The organism is Enterobacter cloacae complex sp. I1M, from assembly GCF_014982425.1.
GTDB classification, from domain to species: Bacteria; Pseudomonadota; Gammaproteobacteria; order Enterobacterales; family Enterobacteriaceae; genus Enterobacter; species Enterobacter intestinihominis.
In genome coordinates this window covers 3022-19876 of the sequence record NZ_JADCLG010000042.1, presented here as the reverse complement: position 1 = coordinate 19876, position 16855 = coordinate 3022, and the positions used below count along the sequence as shown (strand labels likewise).

Below are 16855 nucleotides of genomic sequence, written 5' to 3'. Positions count from 1 at the left end.
CCTATAATCCCTGATTTATCAATCCGCTTTGCAATTGCCGCTTTTTTAAGCAAAAACGAGTAATAGCTCATAATGTATAACGGTGCTACATTAAGCCGCCCACCCAAGTCAGCAATGGCCAGGCAACGTCGTAAAGAACGGTAAAGCCTGCAACCATGACCTCGTCCTACGGTCTCAATGGCACGTGGTATCGCGAAGTCTGCGCTACCTTCACAGGCTTTACAAAGGTTCCACTATTTTGTCTCAATCCAAATTTCAGCGGGCTTTTCTGCACCCGCGCTACTGGTTTACATGGTTCGGCCTTGGCGTACTTTGGCTGCTGGTCCAGCTTCCTTATCCCGTGATTCGCTTCCTGGGTTCGAAGCTCGGCAGCGCATCGCGTCACTTTCTTAAGCGTCGCGAGTCCATTGCCCGAAAAAATCTTGAACTTTGCTTTCCGCATTACAACGCGCAGCAGCGTGAAACGCTGATCGCTGAAAACTTTAAATCTATCGGTATGGCGCTGCTTGAAACCGGTATGGCCTGGTTCTGGCCAGACGAGCGTGTCCGTAAATGGTTTGACGTTGAAGGTCTGGATAACCTCAAACATGCCCAGATGCAAAAACGCGGCGTGATGGTTGTGGGTGTGCATTTTATGTCGCTTGAGCTGGGCGGCCGCGTTATGGGTCTTTGTCAGCCGATGATGGCAACCTATCGCCCGCATAACAGCGCACTGATGGAATGGGTACAAACGCGGGGCCGCATGCGTTCAAATAAGGCGATGATCAGCCGTAACAATCTGCGCGGTATGGTTGGTGCCCTGAAAAAAGGTGAAGCCGTCTGGTTTGCCCCGGACCAGGACTACGGCCCTAAAGGCAGCAGCTTTGCCCCTTTCTTTGCGGTTAAAGATGTCGCTACGACGAACGGTACCTTTGTGATTTCACGTCTCTCTGGCGCCTCGATGTTAACGGTGACCATGGTCAGAAAAGCGGATAAGTCAGGCTATCGTCTGCATATCTCACCGGAGACGGCGAACTATCCTGAGGATGAGAGTGAAGCCGCGACCTTTATCAATAAGGTGATTGAGTTTGAGATTATGCGTGCACCTGAGCAGTATCTGTGGATGCACCGCCGCTTTAAAACCCGCCCTCTGGGCGAAGCCTCACTTTATATCTAACCCCTTTCGAAGGTTAGTTTCGCTAAGAAACTAACCTTTTCAAGCACCTGTAATCGCAGTGCGTAACGGCTTTTTTCGACCGTCGCTCAACAGGCATTTATTGCGTACCGAAATCAAACTGTCGCCGTTCCACGACACTCGTAAGTATCGGAAATTATTTAAAAAAATGCCTCTTGTCACTCCTGAAATTTAGGCGTACATTAGCGCCGTCTGGCGACAGGAAAGCACAGAATTCAGAGCTGAAGTTAGCGACGTAACGGGATAATTCCGATTTCCCCTTTCGCATGATTTCAACTCTCTATACTCAGTTGGACTCTGTTTTTTTAATGCGTACCGGAAGATACGCGGAGCGATGAAACGTGAAATATTTCTTTATGGGCATTTCGGTTATTGTTTTAGTTTGGGCCGGAACGTTTGCTCTGATGATCTAGTTAAGAAAATGCAGTCAAAAAAACAGGCGCCGTTGGCGCCTGTTTTTTTGGTGTCCGTTACGACTCGGGTTGTTCCACGACGCTCTTAACTGCAAGCAGGCCATCCGCGCGGAACATGCTTTTAATCCCCCGCACAGCCTGACGGATACGGTCGCTGTTTTCGATCAGCGCGAAACGCACATGCGTGTCACCGTAGTCACCAAAGCCAATGCCTGGAGAAACGCAAACCTTCGCGTCCTGAAGCAGTTTTTTGGCAAATTCCAGAGATCCCATCGCCGCATACGGCTCGGGGATTTTCGCCCAGACGTACATGGAAGCTTTAGGCATTTCAACCATCCAGCCCGCTTCGTGAAGCCCTTTTACCAGCACATCACGGCGGCGCTTGTACTGGGCGGCAATATCAAGCACGCACTGCTGATCCCCTTCCAGCGCCGCGATGGCCGCGACCTGCAATGGCGTAAACGTACCATAGTCATGGTAACTTTTAATACGCGCCAGGGCGCTCACCAGCGTTTTGTTTCCCACCATAAATCCAATTCGCCAGCCCGCCATGTTGTAGCTTTTCGACAGGGTGAAAAACTCAACCGCCACATCACGGGCACCCGGTACCTGCATAATTGACGGCGCTTTCCAGCCATCATAAACGATATCAGCATAGGCGAGATCGTGTACCACCAGCACGTCGTAACGCTTAGCCAGCGCGACCACTTTCTCAAAGAATTCGAGTTCGACGCATTGTGCCGTTGGGTTGGACGGGAAACCGAGGATCATCATTTTCGGCTTCGGATAGCTTTCACGAATCGCCCGTTCCAGCTCGTTGAAGAAGTCGACGCCTTCCACCAGTGGGACAGAACGCACCTGCGCGCCAGCAATCACCGCCCCATAAATATGAATTGGGTAGCTCGGATTCGGCACCAGGACGGTATCGCCGTGATCGAGCGTCGCCAGCATCAGGTGGGCCAGCCCCTCTTTGGAGCCAATGGTCACAATCGCTTCGCTTTCAGGATCGATATCCACCTGATAACGATCCTGATACCAGCGGGAGATAGCCCGACGCAAGCGTGGAATGCCGCGTGAGGTTGAATACCCATGGGTATCGGGACGCTGGGCAACTGTGCAGAGTTTCTCAACGATATGCGGCGGCGTTGGGCCGTCAGGGTTACCCATACTGAAATCGATAATGTCTTCACCGCGCCGACGCGCAGCCATTTTCAGTTCAGCAGTGATATTGAAAACATAAGGGGGGAGACGATCGATACGCGTAAAACGGCGTTCAGGACTGAATTCAGCCATAGATTCCTCAGAGTCACGTTAGCGCCCGGACCGTCCGAGCGACGCTGCCACCCGTGTGGCATGCTTAGAAAATAACCTGAAGAAAAAGACGCTGTCGAGGGGATAACGGCAAAACAATATATTGCGCTAAAACGGGAATGCGATTGCAGTGAAAAGCGGAACTCTTATCGTGAACAGGCAGTTTTAAGCGCTGCGATTTAACACAATATTTTCAGTATCGTTACCTGACGCTTCTCCCCAAACGAAAAAGCAGCGACTTTCAGTCAAAAGCCAGCAATCCCCTTTGAGAATTATGGTTTTTCCCCATTTGATAAATCTGATGGATAGCTGGTCATCTGGCCCTATGTTTTCTATCATAGATTTTTCCCGTTTTCCCAGGCCTGACCGTGCACGAAATCTTCAATATGCTCCTGGCGGTGTTCGACCGCGCGGCATTAATGCTGATCTGTCTCTTTTTCCTTATCCGCATCCGCTTGTTTCGCGAACTGTTGCATAAATCTGCCCACTCGCCAAAAGAGCTGCTGGCCGTTACGTTTATCTTTTCGATGTTTGCCCTGTTCAGCACCTGGTCCGGCGTGCCGGTAGAAGGCTCGCTGGTGAACGTGCGCATCATCGCCGTAATGTCAGGCGGGATCCTCTTTGGTCCCTGGGTCGGGATTATCACAGGCATTATCGCCGGCACCCATCGATACCTGATTGATATTGGCGGCGTGACGGCAGTCCCCTGCTTTATCACCAGCATTATTGCCGGGGTACTCTCCGGCTGGATTAACCGCAAAATCCCGAAAAAACAGCACTGGCGTGCGGGGATTATCGCGGGGATGGTCTGCGAAACGCTGACCATGATCCTGGTCGTCGTCTGGGCACCGACCACTGCGCTGGGGCTGGATATCGTCTCGAAGATCGGTATTCCGATGATCCTCGGGAGCGTCTGTATAGGCTTTATCGTGCTGCTGGTGCAAAGCGTGGAAGGCGAAAAAGAGGCCAGCGCCGCGCGTCAGGCGAAGCTGGCACTGGATATTGCCAACAAAACGCTGCCGCTTTTCCGACACGTTAACACCGAATCTTTACGTCAGGTTTGCGATATCATCCGCCGGGATATTCACGCCGATGCGGTCGCCATCACCAATATTGACCACGTGCTGGCCTATGTTGGCGTCGGTGAGCACAATTATCGCGACAGCGACGATACCATCAGCCCGACCACCAGACAGGCGATTAACTACGGAAAAATCATCATTAAAAACAATGATGAAGCCCACCGGACGCCAGAGATCCACTCAATGCTGGTGATCCCGCTGTGGGAAAAAGGCGTGGTCACGGGAACGCTGAAAATTTACTACTGCCATGCGCACCAAATCACCTCCTCGCTCCAGGAGATGGCGATTGGCCTGTCGCAGATTATCTCCACCCAACTCGAAGTTTCGCGTGCGGAGCAGTTGCGCGAGATGGCAAATAAGGCAGAGCTGCGTGCCCTGCAAAGCAAGATCAATCCCCATTTCCTGTTTAACGCGCTGAACGCTATCTCCTCTTCCATTCGTCTTAATCCGGATACCGCGCGGCAGCTGATTTTTAATCTGTCGCGCTATCTGCGCTACAACATTGAGTTAAAAGACGACGAGCAGATCGACATCAAAAAAGAGCTGTATCAAATCAAGGATTACATCGCGATTGAGCAGGCACGCTTTGGCGATAAGCTGACGGTCATTTACGATATTGATGAAGAGGTCAACTGCGTGATCCCAAGCCTGCTGATCCAGCCGCTGGTGGAAAACGCTATTGTTCACGGCATTCAGCCGTGTAAAGGAAAAGGCGTGGTCACGATTAGCGTGACGGAAAGCGGTAACCGCGTGCGAATCGCCGTGCGCGATACCGGACACGGCATCGATCCGAAAGTTATCGAGCGCGTCGAATCAAACGAAATGCCGGGAAATAAAATCGGGCTGCTGAACGTACACCACCGGGTCAAGCTGCTGTACGGTGACGGGCTGCACATTCACCGCCTTGAGCCGGGCACCGAGATTGCTTTTTATGTCCCGAACGAACGAACGCCCGTTAATGCCCCCATATCCTTGTTGCCGTAGGCCGGAGTAACAGATGAAAGTCATCATCGTAGAAGATGAAATTCTGGCTCAGCAGGAGTTGAGCTGGCTTATCAAAACCCACAGCCAGATGGAGATTGTTGGCTGTTTTGAGGATGGTCTGGACGTGCTGAAATTTTTGCAGCATAACCGGGTCGACGCGATTTTTCTCGATATTAATATTCCGTCTCTGGACGGCGTTCTGCTGGCGCAAAATATCAATCAGTTCGCCCACAAGCCGTTTATTGTGTTTGTCACCGCGTGGAAAGAGCATGCCGTGGAAGCCTTCGAGCTGGAGGCGTTTGACTATATTCTCAAGCCGTATCAGGAGTCGCGTATTATCAGCATGCTGCATAAGCTGGAAGCCGCATGGCAGCAGCAGTCGCTGCCCGCCAGTGCCAGTCCGGTAGCGCGGGAAAACGACACCATTAATCTGGTCAAGGACGAACGGATCATCGTCACGCCTGTCGACGATATTTACTATGCTGAAGCGCACGAAAAAATGACGTTTGTCTATACGCGGCGTGAGGCCTACGTAATGGCGATGAACATCACCGAATTTTGCAACAAACTCCCGGCAGCGCACTTCTTCCGCTGCCACCGCTCGTTCTGCGTCAACCTGAACAAGATCCGCGAGATCGAACCCTGGTTTAATAACACCTATATTTTGCGTCTGAAGGATCTGGATTTTCAGGTGCCGGTAAGCCGCAGCAGAGTGAAAGCGTTCCGCCAGCTCATGCACCTGTAGCGCGTTCCCTCTCCCGCAGGAGAGGGAGACGGATGTCAGAGGATCTGGCCAAGTACCTGACGCAGATGCGCCCCGGAGCCAAGCAAGCCCGGATTGTCGTGGACAATCAGGTAAACCGGAATGTCCTGCACGTAACTTTTGAAGCGGCCTTTGTCTTCAAAGCCACCACGGAAACCGGAGGCGGTAAAGAAATCGAGGAAGCGCGGCACGATCCCGCCCGCAATATAGACCCCGCCAAAGGTGCCGAGATTCAGGGCCAGGTTGCCGCCGAAACGCCCCATAATGACGCAGAACAACGACAAAGCACGACGGCAGTCAATACAACTGTCGGCCAGCGCGCGTTCGGTCACATCTTTAGGCTGCAGATTTTCCGGCAGACGACCGTCTGATTTTACAATCGCCCGATACAGGTTCACCAGACCCGGACCAGAAAGCACGCGCTCGGCCGACACGTGACCAATCTCGGCGCGTAGCTCCTCAAGAATAATGCCCTCTTCTTCGCTGTTCGGCGCAAAATCCACGTGGCCGCCCTCACCCGGCAGGCTGACCCAGCGTTTGTCGACGTGAACCAGGTGCGCCACCCCCAGACCGGTTCCGGCGCCGTAAACAGCAATGGGTTTGCCTTCAACCGGGGCCGTACCGCCGAACTGAATCAGATGCTCAGGTTTAAGCATTGGGATAGCCATGGAAACCGCAGTGAAATCGTTGATAATTTCAAGGTGCGAGAAACCGAGGTTTTTCCGCATTTCGGCAATTGAAAAGGCCCACGTGTGGTTGGTCATCGCCACCCAGTCGCCGGTGATCGGACAGGCGATGGCGATACAACCGTCTTCAACGCTCACTTTATGCTCTTCAAGATAGACGCGAACTACCGCTTCCAGGCTTGGGTAATCCAGCCCTGAATAGGTTTTCGCCTGAGAAATTTCACCGCTGTTTACATCGCACAGGGCAAGGCGCGCGTTGGTGCCGCCTACATCACCTACCAAAGCATACTTTGTCATTCTTCTACTGCTCCGCTAAAGTCAGAATAAATCTTTGGGACACTGTAAATTCAAGGCGTGATAACAACAACGACCAGAAGGTGACTGCCCATGGATTATCGATCTTCGTCACATAATAACTTTACCGTTTCAGCACCTTTTGCACTATTGCCACAATGCTGATTGTGCAAAGTAACGTTAAGCCGTTTTGTACAAGGAAATCATCATGCTCCATCCGCGAGCCAGAACCATGCTGTTATTGGCTGTCCCGGCGCTAATTATTGGCGTAGCGTCGAGCCTGGTGCTCATCGTCGTCATGAAAGTAGCGGCAGTGCTGCAAACGATTTTATGGACCGCGCTGCCGGTTAAACTTGGCATCAGCACTGACTCGCCAGGGTGGATCATGATGATGCTGACCCTGACCGGAATTGCCGTAGGTCTGGTGATCCGCTATAGCCCGGGCCATGCCGGGCCGGACCCGGCACTGGAACCCTTGATTGGTGCGCCAGTATCTCCCTCTGCTCTGCCGGGGCTTGTTATCGCGCTGATTATCGGTCTTGCGGGCGGCGTAAGCCTCGGGCCTGAACATCCCATTATGGCGGTTAATATCGCGCTGGCGGTCTTTCTGGGAGCGCGTCTTTTCCCGCGCGTTGGCGCGCTGGACTGGACGATTCTGGCTTCCGCCGGTACCATCGGGGCACTGTTTGGTACCCCAATAGCGGCTGCGCTCATCTTTTCGCAAACGCTCAGCAGCGACAATGATGTGCCGCTGTGGGATAAACTCTTTGCGCCATTGATGGCCGCCGCAGCAGGGGCCCTCACGACCAGCCTGTTTTTCCATCCTCATTTTTCACTCCCCATCCCCCACTATGGCCAGATGCAACTCACCGATATTGTCAGCGGTGCCGTCGTCGTCGCGATAGCCATTGCGCTGGGAATGATCGCAGTGTGGTGTCTTCCGCGCCTGCATCGTCTGATGCACAGGCTGAAGCATCCGGTGCTGATTCTGGGTATGGGCGGTTTTATTCTGGGCGTTTTAGGCGCTATCGGCGGGACGGTTACGCTGTTTAAGGGTCTGGACGAGATGCAGCAACTGGCCTTCAGCCAGGTCTTTAGCGTCTCCGATTATCTGCTGTTCGCGCTGGTAAAACTGGCGGCGCTGGTGATCGCTGCAGCCTGTGGTTTCCGGGGAGGACGGATCTTCCCGGCGGTATTTGTTGGCGTCGCGCTGGGGCTGATGCTGCATGAGCACGTCGACGCTGTCCCTGCGGCGATTACCGTCTCCTGCTCCATTCTGGGGCTGGTACTGGTGGTAACGCGCGATGCATGGCTGAGTCTGTTTATGGCGGCCGTTGTGGTGCCGGATACCACGCTTCTGCCGCTCCTTTGTATCGTGATGTTGCCCGCCTGGCTCCTGCTGGCGGGCAAACCGATGTTGATGGCATGGCGAAACGACAGGTAATCAGGCGTTATTGCGCGCCTCCAGCGCTTTGGTCAGCGCGCTCAGCAGCGGCGGAATATCGGCTTTCGGCAGCATCACCTCGATCAGCGATAGTCGCTCGTGGTGTGCTACTTTATCCAGCACCTCCGCCAGTGTTTCCGCTTCGCTGACGCGCCAGCATTCTGCCTCTGGCGCCAGGCTCAGCGCCTGCGGGATCTGCGTCCAGTTCCAGAGGGCAATATCGTTATAGCGCTGCTCCGGCCCGTGGATGGCTCTCTCAACCGTGTATCCCTCGTTGTTAAGCACCAGAATAATCGGGCGCTGCTTGTCGCGCAGCATCGATCCCAGCTCCTGAATGGTCAACTGCGCGGCACCGTCACCCGTCAGGACAATCACGCGTCGGTTCGGACACGCTGTTTGCGCGCCAAACGCCGCCGCGAGCGTGTAGCCGATCGATCCCCAAAGCGGCTGGACGATAAAGTTCACGTCTGCCGGTAAACGCAAATCGATAGCGCCGAAAGCAGACGTCCCCTGGTCAGCCAGAATAATGTCTCCGGGGCGAATAAACGTTTGCAGGGTTCGCCAGAAGCTCTCCTGAGTCAGCGCCCCTTCGATAGTGGGGAAAGAAGAGCTGCTGTGATCCGATGGCGCTCGCGTATCACGTACATGCGTTTTGCACAGCGCTGTCAGCGTTTCAATGGCCTCCCTCATCGAGATACCCGTAAACCAGACGTCGCCGACGCGGGACGCGTGGGGCTGAACCTCTATCGTCTGATCTGGCGTCAGCTGGTGGGTAAACCCGGCTGTGAGCGTATCGGTAAAGCGCGTGCCAATGCACAGCACCGTATCAGCCCCCTCGATTGCCTCTTTGACCGCCGCGGCGCTCGCCGATCCGCTGTAGGTGCCATAAAAACCGCTCTGTCGTTCGTCAAAAATGCCCTTGCCCATCAGCATGGTGGCGTGTGCCATCGGCACCTCTTTCACCCACGTCTGAAGGGCCGCGCGCAAACCGTGGCGCAGCACCAGGAAGTCCGCTAACAGCGCGGTGCGTTTGCTCGTTGACAAACGCTTTTCGGCAGCCTCACGGAACGCTTGCATGCAGGCTGAATCGGCCGGTGCGGAGTTAAGAGTGAGAGCGCTTACAGGGGGCGTAGCGGCTTTTTTCGCCACATCGGCGGGCAGCATCAGGTAGCCCGGACGGCGCTCCCGCAGCATGGTGGTCAGGACTCTGTCAATTTCATAGCAGGCGTTTTGTTCGGTAAGCACCGCCTGTGCAACGGTGATGGGTTCGCTCATGTGGTAGAAATGGCGGAACTCGCCGTCGCCTAAGGTGTGGTGCAGTAACTCTCCTCGCTGCTGCGCCGCCATACCCGGAGCCCCCACAATATGGAGCACGGGGACATGTTCGGCAAAGCTGCCCGCCACACCGTTCATGGCGCTTAACTCCCCAACGCCGAAAGTCGTCAGGAGTGCGGCAAATCCCTTACAGCGGGCATAGCCGTCTGCGGCGTAAGACGCGTTCAGCTCGTTGGCACAGCCCACCCAGCAGATGTCCGGGCTGTCTATCACATGGTCGAGAAACTGCAGGTTATAGTCGCCCGGCACGCCAAACAGATGATCGGCACCGCAATCTGTTAGTCGGTCCAGCAGGTAATCGGCGACGCAATAGGGGGTACGCATATTATAGGTGTCCTTCTGACGTTGACCTCACTCTGAGTATTAAATAAGCGTGAAGGGTGTCCAGAATTGGCGACAATCAGGAGCTGGAAAGAATGCTTTACGAAAAAAGCTGAGCTATGCTCATTTTCTTCAGGTTAGTGTAAACGCATACACTGATTTTTCTTTCCAGCGCCAGAGGTCTCGCTCATGGGTTATCAACCTGACAAAAATCGTTACCAGACAATGCAATATCGCCGCTGTGGACAAAGCGGCCTCAAGCTTCCCGCCATCTCGCTGGGGCTTTGGCATAATTTTGGCGACGCGACGCTGCTCGAAAACAGCCGTCAACTTTTACAGCGCGCCTTCGATTTGGGTATTACACATTTTGACCTTGCTAATAATTACGGCCCACCTCCTGGTTCAGCCGAACGCAACTTCGGGCGCATCCTGCAGGAGGATTTCCTGCCCTGGCGCGATGAGCTAATCATCTCCACCAAAGCGGGCTACACCATGTGGGACGGGCCTTACGGCGACTGGGGCTCGCGTAAATATCTGATTTCCAGCCTGGACCAGAGCCTCAGGCGTATGGGGCTGGAGTACGTTGATATCTTCTATCATCACCGCCCCGATCCACAAACGCCGCTGCGTGAAACGATGAAAGCGCTTGACCATGTGGTGCGCCAGGGCAAAGCACTGTACATCGGCCTGTCCAACTACCCGGCGGAACTGGCGCTGAAGGCGATTGAAATACTGGAGGATCTGGGCACGCCCTGTCTAATCCACCAGCCGAAGTACTCCATGTTTGAACGTGCGCCTGAAGAGGGGTTGCTGGACGTGTTGCAGCAAAATGGGGTGGGATGTATCCCCTTCTCTCCCCTGGCGGGCGGACAGTTGACCGATCGCTATCTGAACGGCATCCCGGCAGATTCTCGCGCAGCAAGCGGCAGTAAGTTCCTTAATCCGGAACAGGTCACCGACAAAAAGCTGGAAAAGGTACGCAAGCTGAATGCGCTGGCGGAAAAACGGGGGCAAAAGCTTTCGCAAATGGCACTGGCCTGGATCCTGCGCCACGATGCGGTGACATCCGTGCTCATCGGCGCAAGCAAAACCGGACAAATTGATGATGCTGCAGGCATGCTTGAAAATCGTCATTTCTCCGCAGAAGAGCTGAAGACGATAGAAGCGATCCTGTCCAGTTCAGATTAAAAACACTTTTAGCAAAAAGTGCTCTCGTTCATGATTTAGGAGTTGAGGCGATGAAACGAATGTTTACCAACTCGTAAAATTGCGTTAACAGGTCGCACAGCGGCCCCGATCGTGAAGGAGAAAGAGTATGTTCAGGTCACTGATTCTTGCAGCGGTACTACTGGCTTCGGCCCCGCTGGTCGCCAATGCGGGCGAAATCACCCTGTTGCCATCGATTAAATTACAAATTGGCGATCGTGATGACTACGGCAGATACTGGGACGGTGGCTACTGGCGCGACCGTGACTACTGGCACCGACATTATGAGTGGCGTAAAAACCGCTGGTGGAAACACGATAACGGCTATCACCGTGGCTGGGATAAGCGTAAGGCCTACGAGCGCGGCTACCGCGAAGGCTGGAACGATCGTGACGACCGCCGTGGCGGCAGGGGTCACGGAAAAGGCAGAGGCCATGGTCACGGCCATCACCATTAACAGCTAAAAGGAGCCTCACGGCTCCTTTTTCTTTTACAGGCCTGCGGCTGTGCCTATCAGCAACCACATGTTTAACGCCACCACCACGACCACAATGGCCCACCCGGCGCGTTTCACCCACGTCGAATTCACCAGATCGCCCATCAGCGATTTGTTGCTGGTGAATATCAGTAGCGGCACCAGCGCCAGCGCAATACCGAAACTCAGCAGCACCTGACTCATCACCAGAATGCGGGTCGGATCCAGCCCCATCAGAATTACAATAAAGGAAGGCAGCATCGTTACCGAACGGCGAACCCACAGTGGAATATGGAAACGTACGAACCCCTGCATCACCACCTGCCCGGCCAGTGTCCCCACAACCGTAGAGGAAAGTCCCGCAGCAACCAGGCTTAAACCAAAAATAGTGGCAGCGGCATGGCTCAGCAACGGCTCCAGCGTCAGGTACGCCTGGTCGAGATCGGCAACCCCGGTATGCCCGTTAAAGTGAAACGCGGCGGCGGCAGTCGCCATCATCGCCAGATTCACAAATCCGGCAATGGTCATCGCAATTGCCACATCCCATTTCGAGGCGGAGTAGCGCTCTTTACTCGTCCCGCCGTGCAGATTTTGGGTTAAAGAAGAGTGCAGATAAATTACGTGCGGCATAATGGTCGCCCCCAGCACCCCGGCGGCCAGAAATACGGCTTCAGAGGTGGGTAACGACGGGATCACCATCCCTTTCGTCAACTGCACCAGATTCGGCTGGGAGAAAATCAGCTCAACAATATAGGCGGCAGCGACGAACAGCAGCAGGCCGCCGATGACTTTCTCCAGCGGTTTTTGTCCCCGCCTCTGGAGCATCAAAATAAGGAACGTGGCGATACCGGTCAGCACGGCGCCCTGTAGCAGGGAGACGCCCAGAATAAGCTTAAAGCCGATCGCCGCCCCGATAAACTCGGCGAGATCGGTGGCCATGGCGATAATTTCCGCCTGGACCCAGTAAAACCATACCGCCGGACGCGGATAGTGATCGCGGATTTGCTCCGCCAGGTTTTTCCCGGTGGCAATACCCAGCTTCGCGGAAAGCATCTGAATCAGCATCGCCATCAGGTTGGCCCACACCACAACCCACAGCAGCTTATAGCCGAAACTGGCCCCGGCCTGAATATTGGTCGCAAAATTACCCGGATCGATGTAGCCAATCGCGGCAATGAATGCAGGTCCCATTAATGCGAACCGCAGCTTGCGTGCCGCCCTGCCGCTGCTACTCTCTACGCGACTATTCGTCATTTCTGCCTCTGGAAATATAGCCTGTGCTATGTTTTATGCTATCAAAATGAGAATGATTATCAAGTTCATTTGTAATGGTTAACATGATTACTCTGATAGCCAGGGACAATAGACAGGCAGGTGGAGCAAGGTCACAGAATGTGAAAATGCGCAGACATTTGTGAAGCGTAGCACACAAACTTAACTTTTCACTCATTTACCTAACATAACAAAAATGTATTGTTGATCACTATTTTTGAGACTCGTCACAGGATGTAACTATAGTGTGGGCTTGATCTCGTTTTCTTTGTGCTTGTTACATAGAATGTGCACGGAAATTAAACCTGCCTCATATTTGGAGCAAATATGGACCGCGTCCTTCATTTTGTCCTGGCACTCGTTGTCGTTACTGCACTCGCATTGCTGGTCAGCACTGACCGCAAAAATATTCGTATTCGCTATGTTGTCCAGCTGCTGGTCATTGAAGTTTTACTTGCGTGGTTCTTCCTGAACTCCAACGTAGGCCTCGGCTTCGTGAAAGGCTTCTCCGAAATGTTCGAAAAACTGCTCGGATTTGCCAACGACGGGACTAACTTTGTCTTTGGCAACATGAACGATCAGGGTTTGGCCTTCTTCTTCCTGAAAGTGCTCTGCCCTATCGTCTTCATCTCTGCCCTGATCGGGATCCTCCAGCACATTCGTGTTCTGCCGGTGGTTATCCGTGCAATCGGCTTCCTGTTATCGAAAGTTAATGGCATGGGCAAGCTGGAATCCTTTAACGCAGTCAGCTCGCTGATCCTGGGTCAGTCTGAGAACTTCATTGCGTATAAAGATATCCTCGGCAAGATGTCCCGTAACCGCATGTACACCATGGCGGCGACAGCAATGTCTACCGTTTCCATGTCTATCGTGGGCGCGTATATGACTATGCTGGAACCTAAATACGTGGTTGCAGCGCTGGTTCTGAATATGTTCAGCACCTTTATTGTTCTTTCGCTGATTAACCCGTACCGCGTGGATGCCAGCGAAGAGAACATTCAGATGTCAAACCTGCACGAGGGACAGAGCTTCTTCGAAATGCTGGGTGAATACATTCTGGCGGGTTTCAAGGTTGCGATTATCGTTGCCGCGATGCTGATTGGCTTTATCGCACTGATCGCTGCGCTGAACGCCCTGTTTGCGGCCGTACTTGGTATTTCGTTCCAGGGTATTCTGGGCTATATCTTCTACCCGGTCGCCTGGGTAATGGGTGTGCCCGCTCACGAAGCGTTGCAGGTGGGCAGTATCATGGCAACGAAACTGGTATCCAATGAATTCGTGGCGATGATGGATCTTCAGAAGATTGCCAGCACGCTCTCCCCGCGTGCGGAAGGGATCCTGTCCGTCTTCCTGGTCTCCTTCGCGAACTTCTCTTCCATCGGTATTATCGCTGGTGCGATTAAAGGCCTGAACGAAGAGCAAGGTAACGTCGTTTCTCGCTTTGGCCTGAAGCTGGTTTACGGTTCAACGCTGGTGAGCGTCCTGTCTGCCTCTATCGCAGCATTGGTGCTGTAATCCATATCGCTCAATGAAAACCGGGAGCCATCGCTCCCGGTTTTTTTATGTCTCCAGCGCCGTCAGGGGCAGTGGTTTACCAATCAAATAGCCCTGCAAATAATCAACGCCGTATCGCAGCAACATCTCGCGTTGTTCAGCCGATTCCACATATTCAGCCACCACACAAAGCGATTTCGTTTTTGCCATGTTGCAAATGGACTGCACGATCATCGCATCCATGCTGTCGGTGCAGATATCTTTCACGAAGCAGCCATCGATCTTAATGATATCGGCCTCCAGTCGCTTCAGGCGCTCAAAGTTGGCATAGCCGGTACCAAAGTCATCGATAGCAATGCGGAAGCCATAATCCCGCAGCTGCTGGATATTGTTGATGCTGCTTCCCGAGTCAGAGAAAGCCTGTTCCTCGGTGATCTCAATGACGATATCTTGCGGTGCAACGGCGTAGCGTTCAAAAAGCGCGATGATCTCAGTTGCAATCTCGTTCTGCATCAGCGTCAGCGGCATCAGATTAACGGAGAACCGCGTTCCGGCCCGTCCGGATGGATGACTGCGCATCCACATCAGCAATTTTTCCACCACGTTCAGGTCGAATCGGTGGCTCAGGTTGAACTGAGCAATCAGCGGAATAAAGCGGTCAGGGGTGATGATCTCACCATCACTTTCAAGACGCGAAAGGATTTCAAAGTACCCTTCTCCCCGCGCGTTGTGAATTGGCTGCGCGTAAAGATGGAGACCACCGATATCAAGGGCGCGTTTTATACGGGCCAGCATTAGCACCCTGTCAGTCGTATGACCAGAAACATCATCCAGACTGTTGGTTAACGCAAGGACGTTATGCCCGGAACAGGACTGCTCGGACAGCCAGCTCAACTGACCCAGCGTGTGATGCACGCTTTCTCCATTTGGCACTTCCCCCCAGGAGGCACCAAACTCAATGTCGAGCTCAGTCTTGTTCCAGATAATTTTACGGCTGTTCAGATGGTCAACCATAAATTGCAGACGTTCAGCCGTGCCCGGTCCCAGCAAGACCAACATCAGTTCACTGCCTGGTAACTGGAAGAGCTTCTCGTCTTTTTGCAATAACGGCTGCAGCGACGCGGTGATCATCTTTTTACAGTGCACGCGCATGAGGATGCCGTAGTGACGGCTCAGGAATTCCAGATTATCCAGACGCAAGCAGCAGACTTTGGCCTCAGGATGATGCTGTAGAAAAACTTCCAGCGCACGAATGTTAGGCAGACCGGTGAGCGGATCGGTAAGCGCCCTCTCCTGCCACCCCTGTTTCAGCCATTCACTTTTCTGATAGATCTGCGACATGTAAAGCAGGCAGATAGCGAAAGAGATGAGTACCGACAGAATAAAGGAGAGCGAGTGGCCCGATTCAACGCCATTGAGAAAATTATAATTATAGGTCAACAACATGAGCGCTGAGGCTGCCCAGAATAAAGAGATGAGCGCATAGCTCAAACGACCAATACCCAGGGTAAAAAGAATGAAAACGGTCGGCATCAAATAACCCGCAATAAACTGCGACTCAAAAGGCGCGCATAAAATAGCGATCATTGAGACCAACAGCATCAGCCACACAACGATAAATAACGCTTTTTTGTTGCAAAAGAGGGGCTTCACGCTTCGCCGCCAGAATGTTCGGGCATAGCGAGGATTAATAATCATTCTTAATGGATAATAGAACATCATGGTGAAAATCAGGGCGGCGCAAATCAGACTCTGAATATCGATAACGTTATAAATTGCAGAGCCTTCGCCGAAATAGGAGGAGATTGTTACCGGGAAATCAAATAAATACCCCGCCAGATACATCGATAATTTGATGCCCACAGGCACCATAAATCCGAGCCATAAAATACGTATACCAATGTACTTATTCGGCATGCTGTGGCGCCAGCGCTTGCCCAGCATCAAACGGATAACGCCACAGGCGGCGAAGACGGAAAACGTCTGACAACATAATAAAACGATAGATTGTAGCGGGGCTAAATCAAAGTAATAAGCATTAGTAACACTAAAACTTAGCAACAAAGGAATGATTGCCCGTCGTCCAAATAACAACACGATGGCGAGCATGGCGCTTAAGGGCAGCCACGCTAAATAAACATCATTTTCGTTAACGATAGCGCGCGGAGAGATATAACGGGAAAAGGGGATCGCAATCAGGCTTAGCGCCAGGGCAATCATAAATATTTTTACATTATTGTAAATTTTTCTATTCATTAATCCGGGTAATCTATTTAACCATCGTCTTATTGACCGGATCGATAATAGGTTTATTAATTGGACGAATCAAGTTTAGGTCTATTTATGGACTTATTTATTGATTTGGATTGAGGTGAGGTATAGAAAATGACGTTAATTGCAACAAAAACAGTCTAAATATTTTACAAGATATAAAAAACCCCCGTCTGACGACGAGGGTTTAAATTTTGGTGGAGCTATGCGGGATCGAACCGCAGACCTCCTGCGTGCAAGGCAGGCGCTCTCCCAGCTGAGCTATAGCCCCACATGTTACTTTACCTACCGTACTCTGTTGGGTTCAGAGTTTGGTGGAGCTAAGCGGGA

General features: G+C 52.8%; 13 protein-coding genes and 2 tRNA genes (1 of these 15 cut by a window edge). 8 read left to right on the top strand and 7 right to left on the bottom strand.

Annotated features, from left to right (window positions below; all coding sequences use genetic code 11):
* The first annotated feature begins 235 nt into the window (after positions 1-235).
* Entirely contained in the window at positions 236-1156 is a 921-nt protein-coding gene (gene lpxP / locus INF86_RS20750; protein WP_193543905.1) for a kdo(2)-lipid IV(A) palmitoleoyltransferase, read from the top strand.
* Positions 1157-1515: 359 nt separating this feature from the next.
* A complete protein-coding gene (gene ypdK / locus INF86_RS22670; RefSeq protein WP_099458937.1) occupies positions 1516-1587 on the top strand; it encodes a membrane protein YpdK in 72 nt (23 codons plus the stop codon).
* A gap of 57 nt (positions 1588-1644) precedes the next feature.
* On the opposite strand, the gene alaC is transcribed toward ypdK, so the two are convergent.
* On the bottom strand, positions 1645-2880 hold the full coding sequence (gene alaC / locus INF86_RS20740) for an alanine transaminase (RefSeq protein ID WP_023300650.1): 1236 nt from the start codon (positions 2878-2880) through the stop codon (positions 1645-1647).
* Between the two features lie 386 nt (positions 2881-3266).
* Here alaC and INF86_RS20735 point away from each other — a divergent pair, with 386 nt between their 5' ends.
* Both INF86_RS20735 and INF86_RS20730 read left to right on the top strand, forming a co-directional pair.
* Positions 3267-4964, top strand: coding sequence for a sensor histidine kinase (locus INF86_RS20735; RefSeq protein ID WP_022648926.1), 1698 nt, complete (start codon positions 3267-3269; stop codon positions 4962-4964).
* 13 nt (positions 4965-4977) lie between these two features.
* A complete protein-coding gene (locus INF86_RS20730) occupies positions 4978-5709 on the top strand; it encodes a LytTR family DNA-binding domain-containing protein (RefSeq protein ID WP_032622329.1) in 732 nt (243 codons plus the stop codon).
* A gap of 35 nt (positions 5710-5744) precedes the next feature.
* Here the strand turns inward: INF86_RS20730 and glk are convergent, their stop codons facing one another.
* Positions 5745-6710: a glucokinase gene (glk, locus tag INF86_RS20725; RefSeq protein ID WP_022648928.1), complete on the bottom strand. Its 966-nt coding sequence runs from the start codon at positions 6708-6710 to the stop codon at positions 5745-5747.
* A 205-nt stretch (positions 6711-6915) separates the two neighbouring features.
* Between glk and INF86_RS20720 the strand changes: the two genes are divergently transcribed.
* Complete coding sequence (locus INF86_RS20720; RefSeq protein WP_038416469.1) at positions 6916-8151, top strand: ion channel protein; 1236 nt, start codon at positions 6916-6918, stop codon at positions 8149-8151.
* On the opposite strand, the gene ipdC is transcribed toward INF86_RS20720, so the two are convergent.
* Positions 8152-9810 carry an indolepyruvate decarboxylase gene (gene ipdC / locus INF86_RS20715; RefSeq protein ID WP_193543895.1) on the bottom strand — a complete coding sequence of 553 codons (1659 nt, stop codon included), beginning with the start codon at positions 9808-9810 and terminating at the stop codon, positions 8152-8154.
* Positions 9811-9996: 186 nt separating this feature from the next.
* Here ipdC and mgrA point away from each other — a divergent pair, with 186 nt between their 5' ends.
* Both mgrA and ypeC read left to right on the top strand, forming a co-directional pair.
* Positions 9997-10995, top strand: coding sequence for an L-glyceraldehyde 3-phosphate reductase (gene mgrA / locus INF86_RS20710; RefSeq protein WP_193543894.1), 999 nt, complete (start codon positions 9997-9999; stop codon positions 10993-10995).
* Between the two features lie 127 nt (positions 10996-11122).
* On the top strand, positions 11123-11470 hold the full coding sequence (gene ypeC, locus INF86_RS20705; protein WP_022648932.1) for a DUF2502 domain-containing protein YpeC: 348 nt from the start codon (positions 11123-11125) through the stop codon (positions 11468-11470).
* Positions 11471-11503: 33 nt separating this feature from the next.
* Here ypeC and INF86_RS20700 read toward each other — a convergent pair whose 3' ends face one another.
* Complete coding sequence (locus INF86_RS20700; protein WP_023300656.1) at positions 11504-12742, bottom strand: Nramp family divalent metal transporter; 1239 nt, start codon at positions 12740-12742, stop codon at positions 11504-11506.
* Between the two features lie 345 nt (positions 12743-13087).
* Here INF86_RS20700 and nupC point away from each other — a divergent pair, with 345 nt between their 5' ends.
* Entirely contained in the window at positions 13088-14275 is a 1188-nt protein-coding gene (gene nupC / locus INF86_RS20695) for a nucleoside permease NupC (RefSeq protein ID WP_022648934.1), read from the top strand.
* 45 nt (positions 14276-14320) lie between these two features.
* On the opposite strand, the gene INF86_RS20690 is transcribed toward nupC, so the two are convergent.
* The 3 genes from INF86_RS20690 to INF86_RS20680 all read right to left on the bottom strand — a co-directional run.
* Positions 14321-16510: an EAL domain-containing protein gene (locus INF86_RS20690; protein ID WP_193543893.1), complete on the bottom strand. Its 2190-nt coding sequence runs from the start codon at positions 16508-16510 to the stop codon at positions 14321-14323.
* 210 nt (positions 16511-16720) lie between these two features.
* Positions 16721-16796: transfer RNA gene (locus INF86_RS20685), tRNA-Ala, on the bottom strand.
* A gap of 41 nt (positions 16797-16837) precedes the next feature.
* Positions 16838-16855 (bottom strand) — tRNA-Ala (locus tag INF86_RS20680); it runs 113 nt beyond the window's last position.